22 protein-coding genes are annotated in these 23,551 nt (G+C 68.4%); 18 read left to right on the top strand and 4 right to left on the bottom strand.

Going from position 1 to position 23,551, the window contains the following annotated elements; genetic code table 11:
- Positions 1-140 precede the first annotated feature (140 nt).
- Together AB0J66_RS38395 and AB0J66_RS38390 are read left to right on the top strand one after the other, a co-directional pair.
- Positions 141-818: a haloacid dehalogenase type II gene (locus tag AB0J66_RS38395; RefSeq protein ID WP_364671881.1), complete on the top strand. Its 678-nt coding sequence runs from the start codon at positions 141-143 to the stop codon at positions 816-818.
- Between the two features lie 96 nt (positions 819-914).
- Positions 915-1,349: a hotdog domain-containing protein gene (locus tag AB0J66_RS38390; protein ID WP_364671878.1), complete on the top strand. Its 435-nt coding sequence runs from the start codon at positions 915-917 to the stop codon at positions 1,347-1,349.
- Positions 1,350-1,388: 39 nt separating this feature from the next.
- Here AB0J66_RS38390 and AB0J66_RS38385 read toward each other — a convergent pair whose 3' ends face one another.
- Both AB0J66_RS38385 and AB0J66_RS38380 read right to left on the bottom strand, forming a co-directional pair.
- Positions 1,389-4,142: an AAA family ATPase gene (locus tag AB0J66_RS38385; RefSeq protein ID WP_364671876.1), complete on the bottom strand. Its 2,754-nt coding sequence runs from the start codon at positions 4,140-4,142 to the stop codon at positions 1,389-1,391.
- Positions 4,139-4,687, bottom strand: a complete 549-nt coding sequence (locus tag AB0J66_RS38380; RefSeq protein ID WP_364671873.1) for an ABATE domain-containing protein — start codon at positions 4,685-4,687, stop codon at positions 4,139-4,141. The genes AB0J66_RS38385 and AB0J66_RS38380 overlap by 4 nt, the downstream gene beginning before the upstream one ends.
- A gap of 241 nt (positions 4,688-4,928) precedes the next feature.
- Between AB0J66_RS38380 and AB0J66_RS38375 the strand changes: the two genes are divergently transcribed.
- Both AB0J66_RS38375 and AB0J66_RS38370 read left to right on the top strand, forming a co-directional pair.
- The gene (locus AB0J66_RS38375) at positions 4,929-6,032 is read left to right on the top strand and encodes a hypothetical protein (RefSeq protein ID WP_364671871.1); all 1,104 of its coding nucleotides are present in this window, start codon (positions 4,929-4,931) and stop codon (positions 6,030-6,032) included.
- Positions 6,033-6,181: 149 nt separating this feature from the next.
- Positions 6,182-6,511, top strand: a complete 330-nt coding sequence (locus AB0J66_RS38370; protein WP_364671869.1) for a hypothetical protein — start codon at positions 6,182-6,184, stop codon at positions 6,509-6,511.
- Here the strand turns inward: AB0J66_RS38370 and AB0J66_RS38365 are convergent.
- Positions 6,465-8,450 (bottom strand): BTAD domain-containing putative transcriptional regulator, encoded by a 1,986-nt coding sequence (locus AB0J66_RS38365; protein WP_364671866.1) that lies wholly within the window; start codon positions 8,448-8,450, stop codon positions 6,465-6,467. The two genes, AB0J66_RS38370 and AB0J66_RS38365, sit on opposite strands and share 47 nt — an antisense overlap.
- Positions 8,451-8,533: 83 nt before the next feature.
- Here AB0J66_RS38365 and AB0J66_RS38360 point away from each other — a divergent pair, with 83 nt between their 5' ends.
- The 8 genes from AB0J66_RS38360 (at position 8,534) to AB0J66_RS38325 (ending at position 14,967) form a co-directional block, all read left to right on the top strand.
- Positions 8,534-9,154, top strand: a complete 621-nt coding sequence (locus AB0J66_RS38360) for an RNA polymerase sigma factor (protein WP_364671864.1) — start codon at positions 8,534-8,536, stop codon at positions 9,152-9,154.
- A 175-nt stretch (positions 9,155-9,329) separates the two neighbouring features.
- Entirely contained in the window at positions 9,330-10,181 is an 852-nt protein-coding gene (locus tag AB0J66_RS38355) for a menaquinone biosynthesis protein (protein ID WP_364671981.1), read from the top strand.
- Between the two features lie 11 nt (positions 10,182-10,192).
- Complete coding sequence (locus AB0J66_RS38350; RefSeq protein WP_364671861.1) at positions 10,193-11,035, top strand: TIGR03621 family F420-dependent LLM class oxidoreductase; 843 nt, start codon at positions 10,193-10,195, stop codon at positions 11,033-11,035.
- A 71-nt stretch (positions 11,036-11,106) separates the two neighbouring features.
- Positions 11,107-11,700 carry a gamma subclass chorismate mutase AroQ gene (gene aroQ / locus AB0J66_RS38345; protein ID WP_364671858.1) on the top strand — a complete coding sequence of 198 codons (594 nt, stop codon included), beginning with the start codon at positions 11,107-11,109 and terminating at the stop codon, positions 11,698-11,700.
- Positions 11,701-11,841: 141 nt separating this feature from the next.
- On the top strand, positions 11,842-13,311 hold the full coding sequence (locus tag AB0J66_RS38340; RefSeq protein WP_364671855.1) for an NAD(P)/FAD-dependent oxidoreductase: 1,470 nt from the start codon (positions 11,842-11,844) through the stop codon (positions 13,309-13,311).
- A complete protein-coding gene (locus AB0J66_RS38335; protein ID WP_364671853.1) occupies positions 13,308-13,916 on the top strand; it encodes a sulfite oxidase-like oxidoreductase in 609 nt (202 codons plus the stop codon). Before AB0J66_RS38340 ends, AB0J66_RS38335 begins: the two co-directional genes overlap by 4 nt.
- Positions 13,886-14,641, top strand: coding sequence for a ferredoxin reductase (locus tag AB0J66_RS38330; RefSeq protein ID WP_364671851.1), 756 nt, complete (start codon positions 13,886-13,888; stop codon positions 14,639-14,641). The genes AB0J66_RS38335 and AB0J66_RS38330 overlap by 31 nt, the downstream gene beginning before the upstream one ends.
- Positions 14,638-14,967 (top strand): DUF6510 family protein, encoded by a 330-nt coding sequence (locus tag AB0J66_RS38325; protein WP_364671849.1) that lies wholly within the window; start codon positions 14,638-14,640, stop codon positions 14,965-14,967. Before AB0J66_RS38330 ends, AB0J66_RS38325 begins: the two co-directional genes overlap by 4 nt.
- Here AB0J66_RS38325 and AB0J66_RS38320 read toward each other — a convergent pair.
- Positions 14,927-17,494, bottom strand: coding sequence for an AAA family ATPase (locus AB0J66_RS38320; protein ID WP_364671846.1), 2,568 nt, complete (start codon positions 17,492-17,494; stop codon positions 14,927-14,929). The genes AB0J66_RS38325 and AB0J66_RS38320 overlap by 41 nt on opposite strands.
- A 215-nt stretch (positions 17,495-17,709) precedes the next feature.
- Here AB0J66_RS38320 and AB0J66_RS38315 point away from each other — a divergent pair, with 215 nt between their 5' ends.
- The 6 genes from AB0J66_RS38315 (at position 17,710) to AB0J66_RS38290 (ending at position 23,333) form a co-directional block, all read left to right on the top strand.
- The gene (locus tag AB0J66_RS38315; RefSeq protein WP_364671843.1) at positions 17,710-18,483 is read left to right on the top strand and encodes an SDR family oxidoreductase; all 774 of its coding nucleotides are present in this window, start codon (positions 17,710-17,712) and stop codon (positions 18,481-18,483) included.
- Positions 18,484-18,496: 13 nt separating this feature from the next.
- The gene (locus tag AB0J66_RS38310; protein WP_364671840.1) at positions 18,497-18,790 is read left to right on the top strand and encodes a hypothetical protein; all 294 of its coding nucleotides are present in this window, start codon (positions 18,497-18,499) and stop codon (positions 18,788-18,790) included.
- A 170-nt stretch (positions 18,791-18,960) separates the two neighbouring features.
- Positions 18,961-19,860 (top strand): alpha/beta hydrolase, encoded by a 900-nt coding sequence (locus AB0J66_RS38305; protein ID WP_364671838.1) that lies wholly within the window; start codon positions 18,961-18,963, stop codon positions 19,858-19,860.
- 83 nt (positions 19,861-19,943) lie between these two features.
- On the top strand, positions 19,944-20,489 hold the full coding sequence (locus tag AB0J66_RS38300; protein ID WP_364671836.1) for a sigma-70 family RNA polymerase sigma factor: 546 nt from the start codon (positions 19,944-19,946) through the stop codon (positions 20,487-20,489).
- An 8-nt stretch (positions 20,490-20,497) separates the two neighbouring features.
- On the top strand, positions 20,498-22,411 hold the full coding sequence (locus tag AB0J66_RS38295; RefSeq protein ID WP_364671833.1) for an anthranilate synthase family protein: 1,914 nt from the start codon (positions 20,498-20,500) through the stop codon (positions 22,409-22,411).
- A gap of 25 nt (positions 22,412-22,436) precedes the next feature.
- A complete protein-coding gene (locus tag AB0J66_RS38290; protein ID WP_364671831.1) occupies positions 22,437-23,333 on the top strand; it encodes a LysR family transcriptional regulator in 897 nt (298 codons plus the stop codon).
- Positions 23,334-23,551 lie beyond the last annotated feature (218 nt).

Below are 23,551 nucleotides of genomic sequence, written 5' to 3'. Positions count from 1 at the left end.
GGGGCGCGATAGTGCCCCGGATCTCCGGTCTCGCCCGCGACCGGCAGGCTCACCTCCACGAACTCGGCACTCTGGTGGGCGTAATCCTGAACGAGGACATGTGGATGGTTCGGTGGTGTGAAGAGGTGAAGGTGCAGATGGTGAAGGTCATCGCTTTCGACGTCAACGAGACTCTGCTCGACCTGCGGGCTCTCGACGAGGTCTTCGGGCAGGTCTTCGGTGATCCCGGGGCGCGTTCGCAATGGTTCGCCCAGATGTTGCAGCTGTCCTTCATCGGAGGGCTCACGGGCCGGTATGTCGATTTCACGAAGGCCCAGCACGCCGCGCTGCAGATGATGGCCGAACGGACGCGAACCGATCTCACCGTCGCACAGGCCACCGCCATCGTCGACGGCATGACCACTCTGCCGCCGCACCGAGAAGTACCGGCGGCGCTCACCCGCCTGCGCGGTAGCGGCCTCACCGTCGTCGCCCTCACCAACTCGACGCAGGCCGTGGCGGAGGCTCAGCTCACCCATGCCGGCCTGCGCCCGGACTTCGACGCGGTCATCTCGGCCGACTCGGTGAAGAGGCTGAAGCCCGCCCCGGAGCCCTATCACGCGGTCGCTGACCGGTTCGGCGTCGCTCGCTCCCAGGTACGGCTGGTCGCCGCACACGCCTGGGATGTTTCCGGCGCGTTGGCGGCGGGCTGTCGCGCGGCGCTCGTTCGGCGTCCGGGAGTGGTGGCCAGTCCGCTCGGTCCCCAGCCGGACATCGTCGAGCCGACGGTCACCCAGGTCGTCGACCGCATCCTGGCCTACCCGGCGGTGGCGGGCTGAGGCGGCTGACGGCCGGGTTGCACGGAGGAAGCGTGCCGGCTCACATCGCCGAACCATGAACCGGGCGGGGCGTAAACCTAAGGCATGGGAATCACAATGGAATACGGCGTAATTCAGCCCATCGACGTCTATTTCGACCAGCTCGACGCGGCCCGGACGCTCTATCACGGAGAATACGTGCGTCTGGTCGACCGCGCGGCGGCCACCTATTGGGAGTCGAAGGGCTATCACCACGACCCCGACAAGCCCGAATCGGAGACGTTCATCCTGGTCCGGGAATTCTCGATCACCTTCGACCGCCCGATCCGCAACTATGGGCGGGTGTTGATCCATCTGTGGATCGAGCGCGTCGGCACGACCAGCTACGTCATGGGCTTTCGCATTCTCTCCGCGTCCGGCCAGGAGGAATACGCTCACGGCCATCGTGTGCTGGTCAGCATCGACCCGGCGACGATGCGCCCGGCCCCGATCACCGGCCGCTCGCTCGAGGACCTTCAAGAGCTGACACGGCCGGTGCCGGCACCGGCGTGAGCCCCGTCAGGGTCAGCGCATCGTTTCATCGACCGCCAATCAGCGATCATGGCGGCGCAGCTGTCGGCGGGATGTGATGCCCAGCTTGGCGAAGATGTTGCTCAGATGCCACTCGACAGTGCGCGGGCTGATGAACAACCGTGTCGCGATGTCCGCGTTGGACAGCCCCTCGCGCACCAATCGCACGATCTGGGTCTCCTGAGTCGTGAATTGACTGGAGGCGACCGGCTCCGCGCTCCTGCTCACCTTTTCGCCGCAGACGGAGAGCTCACGCGCCGCGGTTGCGGCATAGGCTGTCATGTTCATGCCGGCGAGCATGTCGTGGGCGATCCGCAATTGGTCCCGGGCGTCGGATCGCCGATGGCGACGCTGTAACCATTCGCCGTAGTACAGATGCGCGCGAGCAAGATAGCTGCGAATACGGGTGCGCCCAAGGAGACCGACGGCTTGCCGGAACGCATCGTCGGCGGTTGCGTCGTCGCTCACCAGCGCCCGGGCACAGGCTTCCAGCCCATGGGCCCAGTCGGTGCCGCACGCTCGTGTCATCACGGTGAGCCGGTGCAACGCCTCCTCGGCGGTCAGTGTGCGACCCGCTCGGCTCGCTGCGACAACCAGCTCGAACAGCGACGCCCACGTCAGGACGCCCTGCTCCTGAGAGGGGGCGGTGGCCTCCAGGGCGGGGCGCACTGCGTCTTCGTGCCGGCCGAGCCCGTTGTACAGGACCGCCCGGGACCATCCGGAGGTGATCGGCCCGAGGCCTTCACCACGACGGCGGGCGTCGGCGGTGCTCGCCTCGATGAGCTCGGCGGTACGGTCGTGGTCGCCTTCCCACGCGCTGAGCAGTTGGCTGGTGTAACCGGCGCCGAGGTGGCCGCTGCCTTCGGAAAGATTGCGAAGCTCGGCGACGAGTGTCCCGGCCGCTGTCAGATCTCCCGCGAAGATGGTGAACACGATGCGGGTGGTCAGCGCCATCGGCAGGGCAGCCAGCGTGCCGGTGTCGCGGGCCACCTGCACGTAGCTTGCACTCAGTTCGTTCGCCGTCTCGTCGTCGCAGAGGTCGACCGCGGCCGAGGCGGCGAACCACAGCCATCGCAGCCGTTGATCATCGGGCATGTCGCGGATCCGGAACTCCTTCAGCGCCCGGTTGATCTCGGGTGCCCCGGCCGCGAAGCCGGCGGTGTAGCGCAACGCGAGCCCGTCGAGCAGCGGATCCTGGGGCGCTTTCTCAGTGGGGCAGGGTGCCTGGATCGCCGCCTCGGCGATGTCGCGCAGGGTCGCCGGCCCGGTGCGGTTGGCGGCGTACCACGCCGCGCGCAGGGCATCCAGGTAGGTGTCGCGCGCCAGCCGCACGTCGAGCGTCCGCATGCGGGCGGCGGCCTTGAGCATCAGGGCCGGCGTCTCGCCGCTCCGGTGGACGGCAAAGATGATCTGGGCCCGCAGCAGGTCGGCCTGCGCGCGCTCCATCGGGCCCATGGGGCCGGCCTCGGCCATGGCCAGCAGGTGAAGGCCGGCGTCCGGCAGCCCGGCGTCGTGCTTGCCCCACGCCGCGGCCAGCAGGCGTCGTCCCCGCAGGACCGGGTCGCGGGTCAGTTCCGCGGCGCGCTCAAGGAGGGCGGCGGCCGCGGCCGGCCCGCCGCGGGCTCGAGCGCGGCCGGCCGAGCTCTCCAGCTCGGCCGCGACTTGCTCGTCGTGACCGCTGGTGGCCAGCGCCCGATGCCAGGCCCGCCGGTCGGGATCGTTCTCCGCGTCGGTCACCTGGGCCAAGGCGTGATGGGCGCGGCGACGTTGCTGAGGTGTGGCCGCTCGATAGACGGCCGAGCGCAGCAGCGGGTGCCGGAAGGCGATCTTCGTCCCGAAGTCGAGGAAATTGCCGGCCGCCTCGGAGAGGACCGTGCCGGTATCCGGGGTATGCCCCAGCTCGTCGACGGCCCTCCAGAGCAGGCTCGGGTCGCCCACCGGCTCCGCCGCCGCGACCAGCATGACCAGCTTGGTGGCGGTCGACAGCTCGGCCATCTGCCGTTGGAAGCTCTTCTCGATGCGCCAGGGCAGGCTGCCCGCGCCGCGGGCCTCGAACCCACCAGCGAGCTCTTCGGCAGTGAACCCGCGGGGCAGCTCGCGCAGCGCGAGAGGGTTGCCGTGGCTTTCCGCGATGATCCGATCGACCACCTCGGGGTCGCCGGGACCGAGTTTGGTCGACGACAGCAACGATCGGGCGTCTCCGATCGGCAAGCCCCGGACGGCCATGGTCGGCAGGCCGACCAGATCCGGCCCAGCCGGATCGCGGACGGCGAAGATGATCGCCACTGATTCCGCTCGCAGACGACGAGCGACGAAGCCGAGCACTCGTGCCGAAGCCCGGTCCAGCCACTGCGCATCGTCGATGACGCAGATGACCGGTTGGTCCCGGGCGAGATCGGCCAGCAGGCCGAGAACCGCCAGACCCAGCATGAACCGGTCCGGCGGACTCCCGGAAGCAAAGCCGAATGCGGTGTTCAGCGCCTCCCGCTGCGGGGCGGGAAGGGAAGCCATGCGGTCGAGCATCGGAGCGCAGATCTGGTGCAATGTCGCGAAGGCGAGCTCCCGTTCGGCTTCCACTCCGACCGTGCGGATGATCTCGCATCCGGCGGCCTGCGCGAGCAGATGGTCGAGCAGAGCGGTTTTGCCGATTCCGGCGTCCCCGTGCATGACCAGAGCCCGGCTGGCGCCGGTCCGGACGTCGGCCAGGAGTTGGTTGAGCTCCGCTTGTTCGTCGTGCCGGCCGAACAGCGTCGGTGGTTCGGGTGCGATGGTCATCTTCGCCCCCTGTGGCGTTCGTGATGGCGGGAGACCCGAGCGCGGTTGCCGCAGATGTTGGCGGTACACCACTGGCGACGGGCGCTGGAGGCCAGGAACAGCATCGAACAGGCGGGGTTCGCGCAACGCCGGACACGGTCCAGGTTCTCCGGCGACGACAGCAAGCCGATGGCGTCCTGGGCGAGAGCCGCCAGACCGGCGTTGCCGCCCCGCTTGACCTGCCAGTAGATCTCCCTTTGAGCTACGGAATCCGCGACGAGCAGACGAGGACTGGGCGATGCCGACGCGGCGACGGCGTTGAGGATCTCGACCGCGCCCGGCTCGATGGCCTGGCCGGCGAGGTGAGCGTCGAGCAGCTCGCGCACGGCGGCCCGCAACCGCTGGACAGCCGTGAGCGATGGTACCGGCGCGGTTGGTAGCCGCGACGACTGCAGGTTCCACCATGTCGCCAGTTGATCTTCGCTGGCCAGCAGATCGACAGGCGGGTCGACGGCGAGCATCACGGTGTCCGCGAGATCGAGCGAAGGCAGCGACTCACCGCCCATCGGGAATCCCGCCCGCTGGAGAAGACGCAGAGATGGTGTAACGCTCACGAAGCCACAATACCCATTAGCCGGCGGGCTCGCATACGAGCATGAGCGGGCTCCGGAGCGGGTCTCGACCGTCGGCACGCTGCCCCACCCGGTCAGTTGACCTGGGCCACGTTTGCCCACAGCGACGTAAGACCCCTGGGCCGGCCCGGCACCAACATCGCGTCCGACGAAAGTCACTGACAAGGAGTCACTCATGCGCACCACCACTCGCGCGGCCGCCATTGCGGGCGTCGCCCTTGCGGCCACGACGGCCGCCGCCGGCCCGGCGGCAGCATCCGGCACACATCACACGGCGGATGGAGCGGTGTTCGTCCAGACCAACGGGACGGGCGGCAACAAGATCGTCTCGTACGACCGGAACCTGCACCAGGTCGGCACCTACGCCACGGGCGGGCTGGGCACGCCGGCCACCACCGCCGTCGACCCGCTGGCCTCGCAGGGCGGCCTGACCCTCGACCGCGCTCACGGACTGCTCTACGCCGTGAACGCCGGCAGCAACACGATCACGGTGTTCGGCGTGCACGGCGCCCGGCTCACTCGCCTGCAGGTGATCGGCAGCGGCGGCAGCTTCCCGGTCGGAGTGGCCGTGCACGACCACCTGGTCTACGTGCTCAACGCCCACGACGGCGGCTCGATCCAGGGCTTCCGGCGGTACGGCGACCGGCTCGTGGCCCTGCCGGGCACCCACCGCAAGCTCGCCCTCAAGGCCACGACGGACTCGCCCGGACAGGTCGCGTTCTCTCCGGACGGCCGGCACGTGCTCGTCACGATCAAGGGCGCAAGCCGGATCGATGTCTTCGCGGTCACCGCGTCCGGCGGCATCTCGGGCAAGCCGGTTCGGTACGAGGCGCCCGGCAAGACCCCGTTCGCCCTGGACTTCGACCGGTTCGGCCACGTCGTCGTCGCGGAGGCCGGGACCAATGCCGCGGCCACCTTCGACCTGCGCCGCGACGGCCGGCTCGTCCCGCTCGCCGAGGTGGGCACCGGGGGCACGGCGACGTGCTGGGTCACCGGCGTCAACGGCACCTTCTACCTCTCGAACGCCGCCACCGGCACCATCTCCGCCTTCCGCACCAAGGCCGACGGATCGCTGCAGAACCTGGGCACGACCCACACGGTGGGCGGCGGCACGATCGACACGGCCACGTCGGCCGACGGCCGCACGCTGTACGCCGAGACCGGCGCGACGCCCGACGGTGTCGAGGCCTTCCGGATCGGCCACGACGGCAAACTGACCCCAGCCGGATCAGCGTCGATCCCCGGCGGCGTCAACAGCGAGGGCATCGCCGCCTACTGAGTCACCAGAGGCCCGGTTCCGCTGGAGCCGGGCCTCGGTCCCCGGCGGTGAATGGACACGCACTGTGGATCGCGTCAGCGGTTGGTAAGAATCCCGGAGGTCAAGGACACAAAGGCTGGGAATCAGGAAACTACGACGAAGGAGCTCCGATGACCCGATCATCCGAGACCGCCCCGGTCGCCGACGGCGACCTGGTCAGCACCGACGACATGACGGCCGCCCTGACCGCCCGTCCGCTCGTCTTCACCGACGGCTCGACTCAAACCTTCACCGCCGACGGCCGGACGACGTACGTCGAGGGCGGCCGTCCCACTCAGGGTCAGTGGTCCGCGATCGAGAACGGCAAGTTCTCGTCGTTCTGGCCGCCCGACTACCGCGCGACCTACACGCTTCGCTGGGTCGTGGAAGGCGCCGCACCGGTGGGACTCACGTTCATCGAGGGTGCGAGTGGTCGCCGCTTCGAAGGGCGCTACCAGTAGGTTGGCCTACGCCGCGCAGCTGCGCGGCGTAGGCCCGCAACAGGTCGTGCAGCAAGAACCGTCCCGGCGCGACCTCGGTGACGACGTTGCTGTCGGCCAGCTCCAGCAGCAGCACCCTTGTCTCGCGCAGGCTCCCGCCGGTCACGCCGGCGGCCTCCGCGGACGAGAAGGTGCGGCCGCCGATCATCGAGCTGAGCCGGAGCAGCCGCTGTGCCGGCGTGGAGAGCGCTTGGTAGGACCAGGAGAACACGGCTCTCAGGTCGCTGTGAATGTCGGCGTTGCCCAGCGCGTCCAAGGCGTCCGCGGCCGATCGCAGCTCTTTCGCGATGACCGGCAGGGAGAACTCCGGGCCGGCCACCGTACGCCCCGCGACCAGAGCGAGGGCCAACGGAAGGCGATCACATCGGTTGACGATCTCGTCGAGGGCCGGCCCGTCCATCTCGATGTCGCCCGGTCCTATCCGGCGGCGCAGCAGTTCGCGTGCGTCCGAGTGGCTCGGCAGTCCCAGACTCAGCACGTGGGCGCCGTTGGCGCTCAAGGAGCCGAGTCGTACGCGGCTGGTGACGATCACGGTGCATGCCGGCGAGCCGGGCAGGAGGTCGATGACCTGCCCGGCGTCGCGGACGTTGTCCAGGATGAGGAGGAGCCGGCGCGAGGCGAGGATGCTGCGATACATGCCGACGGCGGCGTCGTAGTGCCGTGGGGTTCGCTCGTCGCTGATACCGAGGGACTCGAGCAGGGTCCGCACCGCCTCGTCCGCTGTCATGGGCAGGCTGTGTGCGCCGAACCCTCTCAGGTTGAGGTAGACCTGGCCGTCCGGGAACCGGGTCGCGACATGGTGGGCCCAGTGGACGGCGAGGCTCGACTTGCCGACGCCCGGCATGCCGTCGACGGTGACGATCAGAGGGCCGGGCCGCTCGGTGTCGAGCAGCGCGGTCAGCCTGGCCAGCTCCGCACGTCGGCCGGTGAAGACACTCAGGTCGGGAGGCAACTGAGCCGGGGCGACCGAAGCGGGGTCGCGCAACAACTCGCCATGGATCGTCGACATCTCCGTTCCCGGTTCGACGCCGACCTCCTCGCTCAGCCGGGCACGAAAGTCCTCGTAGGCGACCAAGGCCATGGCTCGGTTGCCTTCGGCGGCCATGCAGGCCAGAAGGCGCGCCTGCAGAGATTCATCCAGTGGGTGGGACTCGGCGGTGCGCCGCAGCCCGGGCAGCATCACACTCGCCGCCGAGCAGCGCAGGGCTACATCGGCCGCTTCCCGTGCCGCCGCGATGCGCTCGTTGTCGATCGCGACGAAAACCGGATGGATCCCGTTGACCGAGTCCAGTCCCTCGCCGCAGGTTCCTCGCCACAGATCCAGGGCCTGGGCCCACATTTCGACCGCGAGCACGTGATCGCCGCGTGCTGCTCGCCCACGAGCCTGCCGGCACAGCTCCCGGAAGCGCAGCAGATCGAGCGATCCGGCGTCCGCGCCGACTTGGTAGGCCGCGCCGTGCCGGGTCAGCCAGAGGCCGGGATCGTTACGGGCGAGGCCGGGTTCGACCAGCCGCCTTAGAGCGCCGGCGTGCTGGTACAGGATGTTGGTCGCGTTGGCGGGCGGGTCGGTCGGCCAGAGCAGATTCACCAACTCCTCGAAACCGGCCGGTTCGCCGGCTCGGACGAGAAGGTAGGCCAGCATCAGCCGGCGATGGCGGGACCGCAAATGCATCTCTTGAGCGCCTCGCCACATTCGCACCGGCCCCAGCACGCTGAATCGCGCCACATCCATGTCTTCCTTGGACATATCGCTCCGAAATCGAATTCGCCGTGATCGGTGCCCCCGTGTCCGCACCAGTAAGAACATGTTCCCCGGACCGCACGCACGGCCACTGGGTGTGGGCCTTCTCTCCGGCTGGAACCATCCATTTTTCCTATGAGCGCCATCGAAGACCTGCATGAAGCGCTTTTCTTAAGGCGGGGCTGTCGTCCGCCGGGCGTCGTTTAACAAATTCATAAGTGATCAGTCCTAGCGTCACCGGCATGAAGAAAGGAAACCTCCCGAACCTCGATCCGGAGTCGCGCGAATGGATCGCCGGCCTGCGTGCCGACAGCGGAAGCTATGAAACTGTCAGTCGCCGGCTGCACGCCGACCTGCTCCGGGTGGCTCGCAGCTTGGTGAGCCGGCGCGCCGGGGAGATCACGGGACCGGAGCGTGAGGACCTGGCCCATCAGGCGACCGCCGACGCGATGATGACCATCATCGGCAAGCTCGATGAGTTTCGCGGGGAGAGCAGGTTCACCACCTGGGCCCACCGGTTCGTCGAACTGGAGGTCATGCACAAGGCGAGCCGTCACGTGTGGCGCAACGGCCCGGTTCCGGTGGAAACGGGTCAGTGGCCCGTGGCCTCTGTCGCTGAGGACCCGTTGCGGGCGGCCGAGTCGGGAGCCTTCATGGACGCGGTGCAGCGTGCTCTGGCCGAGGATCTCACCGGCTATCAGCGCTCGGCCTTTGTCGCACTCGTGCTGCGCGGTGTCTCCCCGCACTCGTTCGGCCAGGAGCGAGGAGTAAGCCGTAACACGATCTACAAGGCGCTCTTCGACGCCCGCCGCAAAATTCGGCTGAGACTGACGGCCGAAGGATTCCTCGGCGCCGGCCGATGAGTGACGTCCGGGGCGCATGTGTACGAGATCACCATTTGCTCCGTCTCGGAACCCGTCCGCCGTTCGGGCGTATCACCTGGTGAACCGGGCCGGTTTTGTGTCCCTGCCAGTATCGCGTGTTCTCAGCGGGGTGCGGACAGCCCGGCCTTCTGGCGGCGCGACTCATGGAGGACTGGTGACCGAAGGTTCACGGCGGCCCCGGGTGGGACACATCCAATTCCTGAATTGCCTGCCGATCTATTGGGGCCTGATGCGCTCCGGCGCTTTGCTCGATGTCGATCTGCACAAGGACACTCCGGATCAGCTGAACGATGCGCTGGTTCGCGGTGACCTCGATATCGGCCCGATCTCGCTCGTCGAATATCTGAAGCACGCTGACGAGCTCCTGCTGCTGCCGGACATCGCGGTCGGCAGCGACGGGCCCGTGCTGTCGGTCAACCTCGTCTCTGAGCGCCCTCTGCCAGAGTTGGACGGCCGCCCTGTCGCATTGGGCTCCACTTCGCGCACTGGGGTGCTGCTGGCTCAGATGCAGCTCGCCGATCGGTGGGGGGTCGAGCCCGAATACGTGCGTACCCCGCCGGATCTGAGCCAGATGCTTCGGCAGGCCGACGCCGCCGTGCTGATCGGGGATGTGGCGCTGCGCGCCCTCTACGAGGCGCCCGAGCTCGGTCTGGAGGTGTTCGACCTGGCTCAAGGCTGGAAGGAGTGGACCGGGCTGCCGATGGTCTTCGCCGTCTGGGCCGTTCGTAAGGACTTCGCCGCGGCTCACCCGGGCCAGGTCAAGGAAGTTCACGATGCCTTCCAGCGGTCGAAGCAGCTCTGCCTGACCGAGCTGGACGAGGTCGCCGTGACGGCCTCGCGCTGGGAGCCGTTCGACGCCGCCACCCTGGCCGAGTACTTCCGGGCCCTCGACTTCTCGTTGGGTGAGCGGCAGATCGCCGGCATCCGCGAGTTCGCCCACCGCGCCGCCGCCCGCGGCGCCGTGCCCGCGCTTCCGGCCGACGGCCCGGAATTCGTCAATCTCTGAGAAGGTCCGCCATGAAAGATCGCCCGTTCCGCTTCGGCGCCAACCTGTTCATGACCGGTGACTCCCGGGCGCAGTGGCGTGCCCGCGTGCGTAAGGTCGAGGATCTGGGTTACGACGTCCTTCAGGTGCCCGACCACCTCGGCATGCTCGCGCCATTTCCGGCCTTGGCGGCCGCCGCCGACGTGACACGGATGCGTCTGGGTACTTATGTCATCAATGCGGGTGTCGTCGAGCCCGCCTATCTCGCACGCGACATCGCTGACATGCACCGGCTCACCGACGGACGGCTCGAGCTCGGTCTCGGCGCGGGCTATGTGGAAGAGGAGTTCGCCGCTGCCGGCAAACCGTTCGGAACCCCTGGTTCGCGAGTGAGCCGGCTGGCTGAAGTGCTGACGGGCGTTCAGCAGAGGTTGCGGGCCGAACGTGACCGGCCCGCACCATCCATCATGATCGCGGGGGCCGGGAACCGGGTACTCGAACTGGGCGCCCGCAACGCGGACATCATCAGCTTCTCCATCGTGACGAATTTCGGCCCCGGCGGACCCGAGGATGCCTTCGCCAAGCGCGTCGATCACGTCCGTGACGTGGCGGGGGAGCGGATCGACGACATCGAACTGAACCTCTTCGTCGCCGGGGTGGGGACGCACCCGTCGAAGGTGGACCTCACGCTCGGGATCCAGATGTCCGGCATGCCGGCCGATGAAGTCGCTCGAATGCCGGCCTATCTCGTCGGGTCACCGGCCGCTGTCGCCGACCGTCTGCTTCGTTATCGCGAGCAGTTCGGGATCAGCTACATCAGCGTCCTCGAGAAGGACATGCACGATTTCTCGAAAGTCATTCCGCTCCTGCGCTGAGGCGCCGGTGCATCCGGGAGTCCGCCGAAAGGGTGGCGCTGAGCACAAGGCGGCCTGCGGGAGAACCGAACATGTCAGCTGACGTGAAGTCGGATATGGAATGGTCAGACGCGAACAGCCGCGCACGGACGACCGTGTCCGCCGCTGAAGTGGACGAACAAGAGTCGCTGCTCACGGCCCTCGCCGCGCAGCGGCTCGCACTCGGTGACAAGGTCGCGGCCGCGAAATACGGAAGCACCGCTCCGATCAACGACGAGGCCCGCGAGGAGCAGTTGCTCGCCGACGTCGTCGCCCGGTCCCGGGAGATCGGGCTGGATCCTGTGCTCAGCCGTCGCTTCTTCCGGGCCCAGATCGAGGCCAACAAGGTACTGCAGCGGCGTCTGCACGACCTGTGGATGGCTCACCCCGAACTGCAGCCGCGGCACCGGCCGGATCTGGAGTCGGAGGTGCGCCCTCAGCTCGACGCGCTCACGAAGGAGATGCTCCAACGGCTGAAGGCGCTCGAGTGCGCGCGCAAGGCGGTGGATCGCCTCGGCAATCCGCTGCGGGAATCGCTGCACGATCTGCACGAGGAAGCCTTTCGGATCGCTCTGAAGCCGATCCGGGAGGGCGCCGGCGCCGACCCGGCGCTCGGAAGCCGTGGCGACAGTTCCTGTGATGACTGACGTGCCGGGGGTTCCCCGGCTGAGGTGCCGGGACTCCCGGGGATCCCGGGGTGGGCCCGGGGTGAATACGGACTCGCTCGACCGGATCGGCTGCGACCGTGAGGGAAGCCGGCCCGCACGCGATTTCGAGAGGCGAGAACGATGAGCACTTCCGCACCAGAGTTTCCCAAGGACACCACCTATGACGTGATTGTCATCGGTGCCGGTCCGGTCGGCCAGAGCGTCGCCGCGCGCGCCCGCGCGGGCGGTCTTTCCGTGGCCGTGGTCGAGAAGGAACTCGTCGGCGGCGAATGTTCCTACTGGGCGTGCATTCCCAGCAAGGCGATGCTGCGCCCGGTCGTGGCCGTCGGCGAGGCCCGCAGGCTCGACGGTGCCCGGCAGGCCGTGACGGGCCCGGTCGACGCCTCAGGGGTCTTTCGCAGACGTGACCGGTTCGTCACTGATTGGGATGACTCCGGGCAAGCGCAGTGGGTGAAGAACATCGGAGCCGACCTGTTCCGTGGTCACGGCCGGATCGACGGTGCGCGCCGTGTGGCCGTCGACACAGCGCAGGACCAGATCATCGTGCTTTCCGCCCGGCACGCCGTCGTTGTCTGCACCGGGAGCCGCGCGGCGCTGCCTGACATGCCCGGCATCGCCGAGGCGCGTGTGTGGACGAACCGGACCGCGACCGACACCTCCACGGTGCCCGCCCGCCTGGCCGTTGTGGGCGGCGGCGCGGTCGGTGTGGAGATGGCGACGGCCTGGCAGGGCCTGGGTGCCGCGGTGACCTTGCTGTCTCGCGAGTCGCGGCTGCTCCCGCAGTTCGAGCCGTTCGCCGGCGATATGGTCGGGGCCGCGCTCGAGGAGGCCGGCATCGACGTCCGGCACAACGCCGCCGTCACCGCCATGCGCCGGCCGTCACCGTCGGGTCCCGTGACACTGGTGATCGAGGACGGCAGCGATCTGGAGGCGGACGAGGTGCTCGTCGCCGTCGGCCGGGTCCCGCTGACCGGTGACATCGGTCTGGAGACGGTAGGACTCACGCCCGGCTCGTGGTTCGACGTGGACGACACGTGCCGAGTGCGAGGGGTCGACGGCAACTGGCTCTACGCGATCGGCGACGTCAACCATCGCGCTCTCTTGACTCATCAGGGCAAATACCAGGCCCGCATCGTCGGCGCCGCGATCACTGCCCTCGCCGGCGGCCAGACGCTGGACACCTCCCACTACGGTCAGCACGCGGCGACCGCCGACGTGGACGCGCTGCCGCAGGTCATCTTCACCGACCCCGAGGTCGCCGCCGTCGGGCTCTCGGCTGACCAGGCGCGCCGCCGGGGTCACGACGTCGAGGTCGTCGACGTCGACATCGCGGCGACGGTCGCCGGGGCGCAGCTGTTCGCCGACGACTATCAGGGACGCGCCCGCATGGTCGTCGACAACGGGACCCAGACAGTGCTCGGCGTGACGTTCGCCGGCTATGGCGTCACCGAGCTGCTCCACTCCGCCACTGTTGCCGTCGCCGGCCAGGTGCCCGTCAACCGGCTGTGGCATGCTGTTCCGTCGTTCCCGACCATCAGTGAGGTGTGGCTGCGGCTCCTGGAGGCGTACCAGAGCAGGACCCAGGGATGACCTCCCCGATCGCACGGGGCTTCCACGGCCGGCGACCGGTCGGCGACGACTCCGCGCGGATTCCGCCCGGACAGCATGTGACGACGAGCTTTCCGGTGCTGTCGGCCGGCCCGACGCCGCGGACGCCACTGCGTGACTGGACTTTCCGGGTCGGCGGCGCCGTCGAGCAGCCGATGTCATGGACGTGGGAGGAGTTCCGGGCACTGCCCAGCACGACCCGAACCGTCGACATCCACTGCGTCACCAAGTGGTCCAAGCTCGGCACCACGTGGACCGGCGTCAGCATCGACACGCTGCTGCGCTTCGTGGGCGCTACCGGGACCTACGCGCTCGCGCACTGCGACGGCGGATACACCACCAACGTGCCGCTGGCCGACCTCCGAGGCGATCAGGCGATGATCGCGTACACCTACGAGGGCGAGCCGCTCGAACCCGAGCACGGCGGACCGGCCCGGCTGCTCGTACCCCATCTGTATCTCTGGAAGAGCGCCAAGTGGATCCGCGAACTGGAGCTGCGCGACGAGGACGCGCCGGGGTTCTGGGAGCGGTACGGCTATCACAACTACGGAGACCCATGGCAGGAACAGCGTTACTCCGGCGACTGAACTGGCTGACCGGCAGTGTCGTCAAACTGGTGCGGGAGAACGCCCAGACCAGGACGATCGGTCTGCAGGTCCCGGGCTGGCCGGGGCATCGTGCCGGCCAGCACGTCGACATCAGATTGACCGCGGAGGACGGATACCAGGCCGAGCGCAGCTATTCGATCGCCTCCGCGCCGGGTTCGGTCTACCTGGAGCTGACGGTTGAACGGATATCAGACGGTGAGGTGTCGCCCTACCTCGTCGAGGATTTGCGTGAAGGCGACCAGCTGGAGTTGCGGGGGCCGGTGGGCGGTGACTTCGTCTGGGAGGAATCACTGGGGGGTCCGCTGCTGCTGATCGCCGGTGGGTCGGGCATCGTGCCACTGGGCTCGATGCTCCGTCATCACCGGGCCATGCATAGTCGGGTGCCGGTGCGGCTGCTGTACTCGATGCGGAGCCCGGACAGCTTCATCTACGGCGATGAAATCATGCGGTTCGCGACGTCGGACGAGATCGACGTGAGCCTGACCTATACGCGATCGGCTCCGGCCGGCTGGAACGGCTACCACCGCCGCCTCGACGACATGATGCTCGCGGATGTGAGTTGGGCGCCGGCGGATAAACCCTTGACTTTCATATGTGGTCCGACTGTGTTCGTAGAGACGGCGGCGTCACTGCTCGTCACCGCTGGACACGCGCCGGAACGCATCCACACAGAGAGATTCGGTGGTACAGGAGGAGCAAGATGAACGCTCTGGACGGCAACGCCGTGGCGACTTTGCTGCACGACTTGTTCGGGCAGGAGATGACCGGGGTCGCGGCCACATGCGCGCATTGCGCAAAGAAGTCTGTTCTGGCCCGGGTGAAGGTGTTCCGAGGGGCCGGAACGGTGCTGCTCTGCTCCGGCTGCGACGGACGGCTGATGGTCATCGTGGACCGCGAAGGCGTCGCTTGCGTCGACGCGGAAGGCTTCTCCGCACTCGCGGTCAGGGTTCCGCAGCCGATGCTGGTGGCCGACCTGAACCACGCCGGTGTCACAGCTCCTGGATCCGCTGGAGCTTCGCCCGCGAGTTGACCCCGAGCTTGGCGAAGGCCTTGTAGAGGTGATATTCCACTGTACGAGGGCTCACGAACAACCGCTCGGCGATCTCGGCATTGGTTGACCCGTCGCGGGCCAGGGCGGCCACCCGGGCCTCCTGAGGGGTCAACTCGTGGCGGTTGGCATAGCTGCGTTTGCGCGAAGCCTCGCCCGTCGCGAGCAGTTCGCGGCGGGCCCGCTCGACGAACGCCGCCGCACCCAGCTCGGTGAAGTGCTCGCTCGCGGAGCGGAGCTGGGTGCGCGCGTCGATGCGGCGGTTCCGCCGGCGCAGCCATTCGCCGAAGAGAAGCTCCGCTCGCGCCAGTCGGTAGAGCAGACCGGTGCGGCTGAGCCGCTGGACAGCTTCCCGGTAGAGGTCTTCGGCCTCCGGCCCGTCGCTGAGCAGCGCTTCGGCCGTGGCCTGAACACCCCGGGCCCAGTCGGTTCCGGCCGGCGTGGTGCGCCGGAAGAGCTGGGTCGCCGCCTCAGCGGCAAGGCCGTCGTTGCCGGCCCGTACCGCCGCCTCGACCAACTCGGCCAATGCCCAGCCGGTGAAACAGGGGTGTTCCGTCCGTACCGCCGTGCGGGCGGCGTCGACAGCCTGATCGTAAAGCCCGGCCGCGTTGTGCAGGATCGCGGCCGCGACGGCTTCGGCGATCTCGGAGTCGTGGCTGCGGGCCCGTCGAGAGATCTGCATGAGCAGGTCCTCGAGCCCAGGACCGCGCCCGGCGACCGGATGACGCCGGGCCAGCTCGTGCCAGGCCCGGCTGTCCCAGACATCGCCGGCGATCAGACCGGCGAGCCCCACCCATCGGGCCGACCGAGGGGCGAGACGCTGATCGTCGAATGCCGCGACGGCGGCTCGAAGCGGCTCCACCGAGGGGGCATAGCCCTCGAGAATCCGGATCGTCAGGCCGTGCAGAATCTGATCGGCCGGATCACCGGTGCCCCCGGCGGTGACCGCCCGGGCCTCGGTGGCCGTGACGATCAGCAGACTGCGGTCCGCGGGCTTGGCCGCGGACATCGCTGCCAGCAGGGCTTCCAGGTACGCCTCGCGGGCGTCGGCCGGGTCGAGTGGTCGCAGTTGCCGAGCCGACTCGAGTAGGTACCGTGCCGACTCGGCACCGGGCCGGATCACGGTGTCGATCCGGGCCCGATGCCATCGCTGACGGGCCGAACGCGTGGTGTCCTGCGGGTCCGGCGGCGCGATCGCCAGCAGCCGCTGAGCCGCGGCGAGATCGCCGATGTCGTACATGGCCGTCGACGCGGTCAGCGCCCGGTCGTAGCGCTTCTCAGGGTCGCCGGTGAGCAGGGCTGCCCGCTCCAGGAACGCCGCATGTGCGGGGGCGCCGCCACGGGACCGGGCTGCCGCCGAGTGCCTTTCGAGTTCATCGGCGAGGCGGTTGTCAGGGCGGGGCGCGGCCAGGCCGAGATGCCACGCCTGCCGCGGCGGATCGCCGACGGTGTTCTCGCCGATCATGCGATGGACCAGCCGCCGGTCCGCGGCCGCGGCGGAGTAGTAGGTGATCGACCTCAACTCCGGGCAGGTGAAGGTGATTCGGTCGCCGGTCGCGACGAGACCCGCGGTGGTGAGCTCCTCGACGCTCGACCCGAATTCCGTGGCGAGGCGCTCGAGGAGGGCGACGTCGCCGGTCATGTCGGCCGCGGCGGCCAGGAGCAGCCGCCGCGCCTGCGACGCGAGACGCGCCGTTCGGCTGCGACATGGACGCGTGGGCGCGTGCGTACAGGAATGGCCGGGCCGCATGGCCGGGACGCCGAATCCTCCGGCCGGCTCGGCGCCGGCGAAGCTTTCGAGCGATTCGGCCAGCCGGCGGAGGTTGCCGCGGCACTCGGCGAGGAGGCGGTCGGTGACCACGTCGTCGATCGGTCCCGCCGAGATCGAGGCGATCCGGGTGCGCGCCTCGCTGGGGCTCAGCGGGCGCAGGCGCATGGACGGGAAGCCGGCCGGCGTGCCCGGCTGTTCGATGCCGTCGCCGGCCACAAGGATCATCAGCGGCCGGCTGTCCACCCGGGCGGCGACGTAGGACAACACCTCGGCAGTGGCCCGGTCGAGCCACTGCGCATCGTCGATCACCAGGCACATGGGCTGTGCTCGGGTGAGGCCATCGAACAGCTCGAGCACGGCCGAACCGACCGCGGCGGCGTCCGGCCGGGGCTCGTCGGTCAGGCCGAACGCGGCGCTCAGCGAGCCGGCCCGGATGTCGGCCACGGATGCGAGGTCGTCGAGCAGGTCGCCGCAGAGCAGGTGCAAGCCCGCGTACGCGATCTCCTGTTCGGCCGCGACCGCTCGCATGCGCACAACGCGGAATTCGGTGATCCGGTCGATGACGTAGTCCAGAGCCGAGGACTTCCCGATGCCGCGTTCCCCCTCGATGCGCAATGCCACGCCACGGCCACCCGTGGCGTGGCGCGCGAGTTCGTCGAGCCGGGCGCGTTCGTCGACTCCCAGCAGGCAGGGAAACAGAACCGGCGGCGCGGTTTCGGCGGATGCGTTGACGCCCATGTGCCGATCGTGCCCTCCGCCGGGCCGAACGACGCCCGAGTCGACCCCCGGTGACACCCCCGGTATCGGCCGGCGTACCCCGGGCCGATGACCCGGGACCCCGGGGTCCAACCGGTCGATTCTCTGACGCGACGGATCTGGGCCTGGGGCGAAAGTGACCAGTGAGCCGGTCGGGTGTGCACCCGCATAACCGGCGTACCCAGGGAGGAACAATCATGACTGCAGGCTTCGGTGACCGCAAACTCATTGTGGTCGGCGGCAGCAGCGGGATGGGACGGCAGGTCGCCGCGGACTTCGTGGCCGACGGGGGTAGTGCCGTCATCATCGGCCGCGATACCGACAAAGTAAACGAAACCACGATGGTGTTGGGAACTCAGGGCAAGGTCTTCGGTATCACCGCCGACCTCACCGACCGTGACGATGTCCGCCGGGTCCAGGAACAGCTGGCCGCCGAGCACTCCGACGCCACCCTGCTGGTCAACGCGGCCGGGGTCTTCCGGCCTCAGCCCTTCCTCGACCACGACGGCGACGCCTACGACTCGTACCACGAGCTCAATCGCGCGATCTTCTTTCTGACCCAGACCGTCGCCCGCGGCATGATCGACGGAGGCTCCGGCGGCGCGATCGTCACGGTGGGCAGCATGTGGGCACACCAGGCGATCGGTGCGACGCCCTCCAGCGCCTACTCCATGGCGAAGGCGGGCCTGCACGCCCTCACCCATAATCTGGCCCTGGAGCTCGCCCCCCACCAGATCCGGGTCAACGCGGTGGCTCCCGCTGTCGTGGCGACACCGATCTACGAAGCCTTCATCCCGCACGACCAGATCGCGGCGACGATCGAGAGCTTCGCCGGCCTGCACCCGCTCGGTCGCGTCGGAACGCCGAAGGACATCTCCGCCGCCATCAACTACCTGCTCTCCGACCAGGCGAGCTGGGTGACCGGGACAATTCTCAACGTCGACGGCGGCGTCATGGCCGGCCGCAACTAGAGCGGCCGCTGCGATGCCGAAGTGGGACAACGTCAACCGCGCCGACGTCGAACGAGCGGTGGCGGAGTACGACCGGCTGGGGCCGGAGTCCTTCTTCGCCCGGCACGGGTTCGCGCCGACCACGACCTACGAGTTGGTTGTCAAGGGCCGTAGCTACCCACCGAAGGCGATTCTCGGCGTGGCTTACGAGTTTGCGACCGGCCACCGGCTGGCCTCGGCCGACTTCGAAGGTGGCAGGTCAGGCGCGGTCAAGGTCCTTGCGGCGCTCGGCTTCGACGTGCGGGCGATCCACCGACAGGCCGGGTGACGGCGGCCCCGGCCCGTGGCCGGGACGGACGGTGCCCCGGTCGTCCCGGGGAACGGGCCGGGGGTCGACCCGTGGTCATTCGGAGGCGAAGCCACCAGATGTCGAGAAAAGCTCACACCCAGAGTTCAAGACCGTCCCGACGGTTCATCCACCAATATGAAGGAGGGGCGATGCCGAACGTTCACCACCGGTTTGCCTCCATCGACGGGCAGCGCCTGTTCTACCGGGAGGCCGGCCCGGACGACGCGCCCGTGATCGTGCTCCTGCACGGTTTCCCGACGTCGTCGTTCATGTTCCGCAATCTAATCCCGGCGCTGGCCGACCGCTATCACGTCATCGCTCCCGACCACCTCGGCTTCGGGCTGTCGGACGCGCCGTCGGCCGACGAGTTCGACTACACCTTCGAGGCGCTGACCGACCTCACCGCCGGGCTGCTCAAGCAGCTCGGCGTCGCGCGGTACGCCATCTATGTCCAGGACTACGGCGCCCCCATCGGTTTCCGGCTCGCCCTGCGGAACCCGGAGGCCATCACCGCGATCATCACTCAGAACGGCAACGGGTATGACGCGGGCTTCGTCGAGTCCTTCTGGCAGACGGTCTGGAACTACCAGAAGGCCCAGACGCCGGAGAACGAGGCGGCCATCCGCGCGGCTCTGACGCTCGACGTGACTCGCTGGCAGTACGTCACCGGGGTGCCGGACGAATCCGTGGTCAGCCCGGACACCTGGCACCACGACTACGCGCTGCTGAGCCGGCCGGGCAACGACCGGATTCAGCTCGCCCTGTTCCGCGACTACGCCACCAACCCGCCGATCTACCCGCGCCTGCACGAATACCTCCGCAGCAGCGGCGTGCCGGTCCTGGCGGTGTGGGGGCAGGGCGACGAGATCTTCGGCCCGGCCGGGGCGAAGGCGTTCGCCGCCGACGCCGCCGATGCCGAGATCCACCTGCTCGAGGGCGGTCACTTCCTCCTCGAGAACGCGGGCGAGGCGGTCACGTCGATCATCCGCGACTTCCTCGGTCGCAGGCTTCCCGGCAACGTCTCGCCCGATGCCATGGCCTCGGCCTGACCGGCGAGCCAGCCGGCCGCCGCCACGGGTTTCACGTCGGCGGCGGCCGGCCGCTTACTTCACAACGCCGCTAGGAGCATGTGATGGCCTTTCGCACCGCCGACATCGACAGTCCGGACGGTTCCCCGCGCAGCGACGTGGAGAAACTGCGACAGATATTCGAGGAACGATCCGGTTCACTGTTGCGTTTCCTCAAAAGAATCAACTCATGTCGGCCCCAGATTGTCGAGGATTTGCTGCAGGAGACCATGCTGAAAGTCTGGCGGCACATCGACGAGGTGCCGTCCGACGAAGACCACATCCAGTCCTGGCTGTTCACCGTAGCGCGCAATGTCTCGGCCGATGAGGCGCGCAAGCGCGGCCGCCGGCCGCAGGAATATCACGGTGAGCGGGAATTGCAGAACTATTCCACCCCGGTCGATCCGATGGATGTCGTCATCGCGACCGAGACGATGCTCGACGCGTTTCGCAAACTGAGTCCTGAGCGCCGGCGTGCACTTGAGGAGATCTATCTGAAGAGCCGCAGCGCGGGCGATGCGGCAGACCTTCTGTCCGTCCCGATCGGCACCGCGAAGTCGCGGGCCTTCTATGCGATGGACTCCCTTCGAACGGCGGTCTTCTCCCATTGACGAACCGAATGAACACCCTCACCGACATTCTCGCGGCGGTCGCTGCTGGGACTGACCCCGGTCCCTTCGCCCTGATCCGCGACGAGGACGCGGAAAACGTCAAGGTGCTCACCGGCACCGTCACCGTCGTGGATCGACTGGCCGACATTCCGCTGCCGGCGGACGGTCACGGGCCTCAGACACTCGCGCTGATCCCCTACCGTCAGATCGCCGAACGGGGATTCGCCCATCACGATGACGGCGCTCCGCTGGAGTGTCTGCGGATCGAGCGGTCATCGAGCGTGCCCCTGGCCGACGTGGTGGCGGCGCTGCCGGCCGGATCCGTCGGTATCGCGTCCGTGGAGGGCTTCGACGTCTCCGACGATGACTATGCCGACCTGGTGGAACGAGTCGTTCACGAGGAGATCGGACGCGGCGCGGGCGCCAACTTCGTGATCGCGCGGACGTTCGGTGCGTCGATCGAGGGCAGCCCGCTCACCGCAGCCCTTCTTGCTTTCCGTCAGCTGCTGCTGTCGGGTAAGGGCGCCTATTGGACCTTCGCTGTCTTCACCGGGGAGCGGATCCTGATCGGTGCCACGCCGGAGCGGCACGTCAGCGTCGCCGACGGCATGGTGATGATGAATCCGATCAGCGGTACCCTCCGGCACCCCGGCCGCCTGCCCTCGGCGTTCGAACTGCTCGAGTTCCTGGGCGATCGCAAGGAGACCGACGAGCTGTTCATGGTGCTCGACGAGGAGCTCAAAATGATGGCCGAGGTCGCCGAGGCCGGTGGTCAGGTCGTCGGGCCGTACCTCAAGCCGATGGCGCACCTGACCCACACCGAATATCTGCTGGCCGGCGCCACCAGCCTCGACGTTCGGGACGTGTTGCGGCACACGATGTTCGCGCCCACGGTCACCGGCAGCCCGTTGGAGAACGCGTGCCGCGTGATCGCGCGCCGCGAGCAGCGTGGCCGCGGCTACTACGCCGGCGTGCTGGCGCTGCTCGGGCGGGACAGCCAGGGAGCGCAGACCCTGGATGCCCCTATCCTCATCCGCACGGCGGAGATGGGCCTCGACGGATCGGTGCGGGTGTCCGTCGGCGCCACGGTCGTGCGGCACTCGACACCACAGGGTGAGGTCGCCGAGACCCACGCCAAGGCCGCCGGTGTGCTCACCGCCCTCGGTCTGCGCCCGCAGCGTGCGTCCGCGGCCCCGGACCAGGTTGCCGGCGCCGCCGTCTTCGAGATTCCCGAAGTGCAGCGTGCTCTGGCGGGACGCAACGCGCACCTGGCCCGGTTCTGGCTGGACGACCGGCGGAGCCTTCCCGCCCGGCAGCCGTTCGCGGGGCGCACGGCGCTGATCGTCGACGGCGAGGACACCTTCACCAGCATGCTCGCCCATCAGCTGCGCAGTCTCGGACTCCGGGTGACGGTGACTTCGTGGCGGCGGACCGGTCAGGACCTCGACGCGTACGACCTGGTGGTGTGCGGACCGGGGCCCGGCGACCCGACCGACGCCGGCGACCCGAAGATGACGGCGCTGCGCGCACTGCTGAGCCGGCTTCTCATCGAGCATCGGCCGACCCTGGCCGTGTGCCTGTCGCATCAGCTGCTCAGCGGGATGCTCGGTCTGCCCCTCAATCGCAGGGAATCGCCCTACCAGGGCATGCAGCGCGACGTCGACCTGTTCGGCCAGGTGCGCAGACTCGGCTTCTATTCGACCTACACGGCAGTCACGGACCGCGACGGCGAGAGCACGCCTTACGGCGAGGTCGTCTACTCGCGCGACGGCCGGGACGGCTCCCTGCACGCCATGAAGGGGCCGGGCTTCGCCGGGGTGCAGTTCCACCCCGAGTCGGTGCTCAGCCAGGACGGCCTGGTGGTGCTGGAAGAGCTGATCGGGGGTCTGCTCTACGCCCGCAATCGACCCTCGAACGGGTAACCATGACCAAGTCACGGGAGGACTTATGGCCACACTTCGTGCGCTCCAGTGCTTGGTCGCTCTTTCCCAGTCCGGCTCGGTGACTCAGGCCGCCATCGCCTTGCACATGTCGCAACCGGCGTTGTCTCACCAGATCTCCTCCTTGGAGAGGGAGATCGGTGCACCGCTGGTGGAGCGCTTGGCGCGAGGGGTCCGCCTCACTCCGGCGGGACAGGCTGTGGCTCAGGAAGCGCGGGGCGCTCTGCATCATGCGAGTCTGGCCGTCTCGCTCGGCCGCAGGGTCGGGCGAGGTCAGCTCGGTCGCTTACGGATCGCCTGCGCCGAGACCATGACCAATTGGCTGCTGACGCCGACGATGCGACAGTGGCGGCTGGAGCATCCCGAGGTTCATTTCGAGTTGAGCGAGTTCATCAGCGCTGATGCGATGGACAGGTTCCTCGGCAGTGGAAATGCCGATCTGGTCGTGGGGCCACGGCCCACGGCGACGAATCACCACGTCGAGCTGCTCGGCCGTGAGGAGATGGTGGTCGTGGCCGCCTCCGGTCACCACTTCGCCGATGAGGCGTCGATCAGCTTGGCCGAGGTGGCGAAGGAGCCGTTCATCCACTATGTGGCGGAGAACGGCCTCTCCGTCTGGGCCGACGAGCTGGCGCTGGACCACGACATCGTCTTCGAGCCGGTGCTGCGGACGCGTAGTCCGCGAACAGCCGCCGGCCTGGCCGCGGCGAACATCGGTGTCACCCTGGTGCCGGTGTCCGCCCTCGCCGGGCGGAACGAAGGCACGATCCGGCCACTGCGTCCGCGGAATCTGCGCGACATCATAGTCACGGTGGCTTCGCCGACCGACGAGTTGAGCAAGCGCTTCGTCACCGACCTGCACGCTCGGGGTCTGCCCGATGATGGCCGGGCCGCCTTCGTGTGATCTGCGCTATCCCCCAATGGTGTGAGGCGAGCCACCGCCGGTAAGCCGGGCGGCCCGGCCATCAGTTATTCGTTTTTCCTATTGTTGGCACGCGGGAAATTGCATGGCAGTTGGAGCGGAATGCGGGAATGTCCGATCTAAGCTCGCTTCGATCCCGGGACGTGTAGGCGATCCTCATTTGTCCAGCGTCGGCGCCGGGTTTGATCGCCATGACGGAT

It is taken from the genome of Actinoplanes sp. NPDC049598 (assembly GCF_040675435.1).
Lineage (GTDB): Bacteria > Actinomycetota > Actinomycetes > Mycobacteriales > Micromonosporaceae > Actinoplanes.
This window is presented reverse-complemented; position numbering and strand designations above follow the sequence as displayed.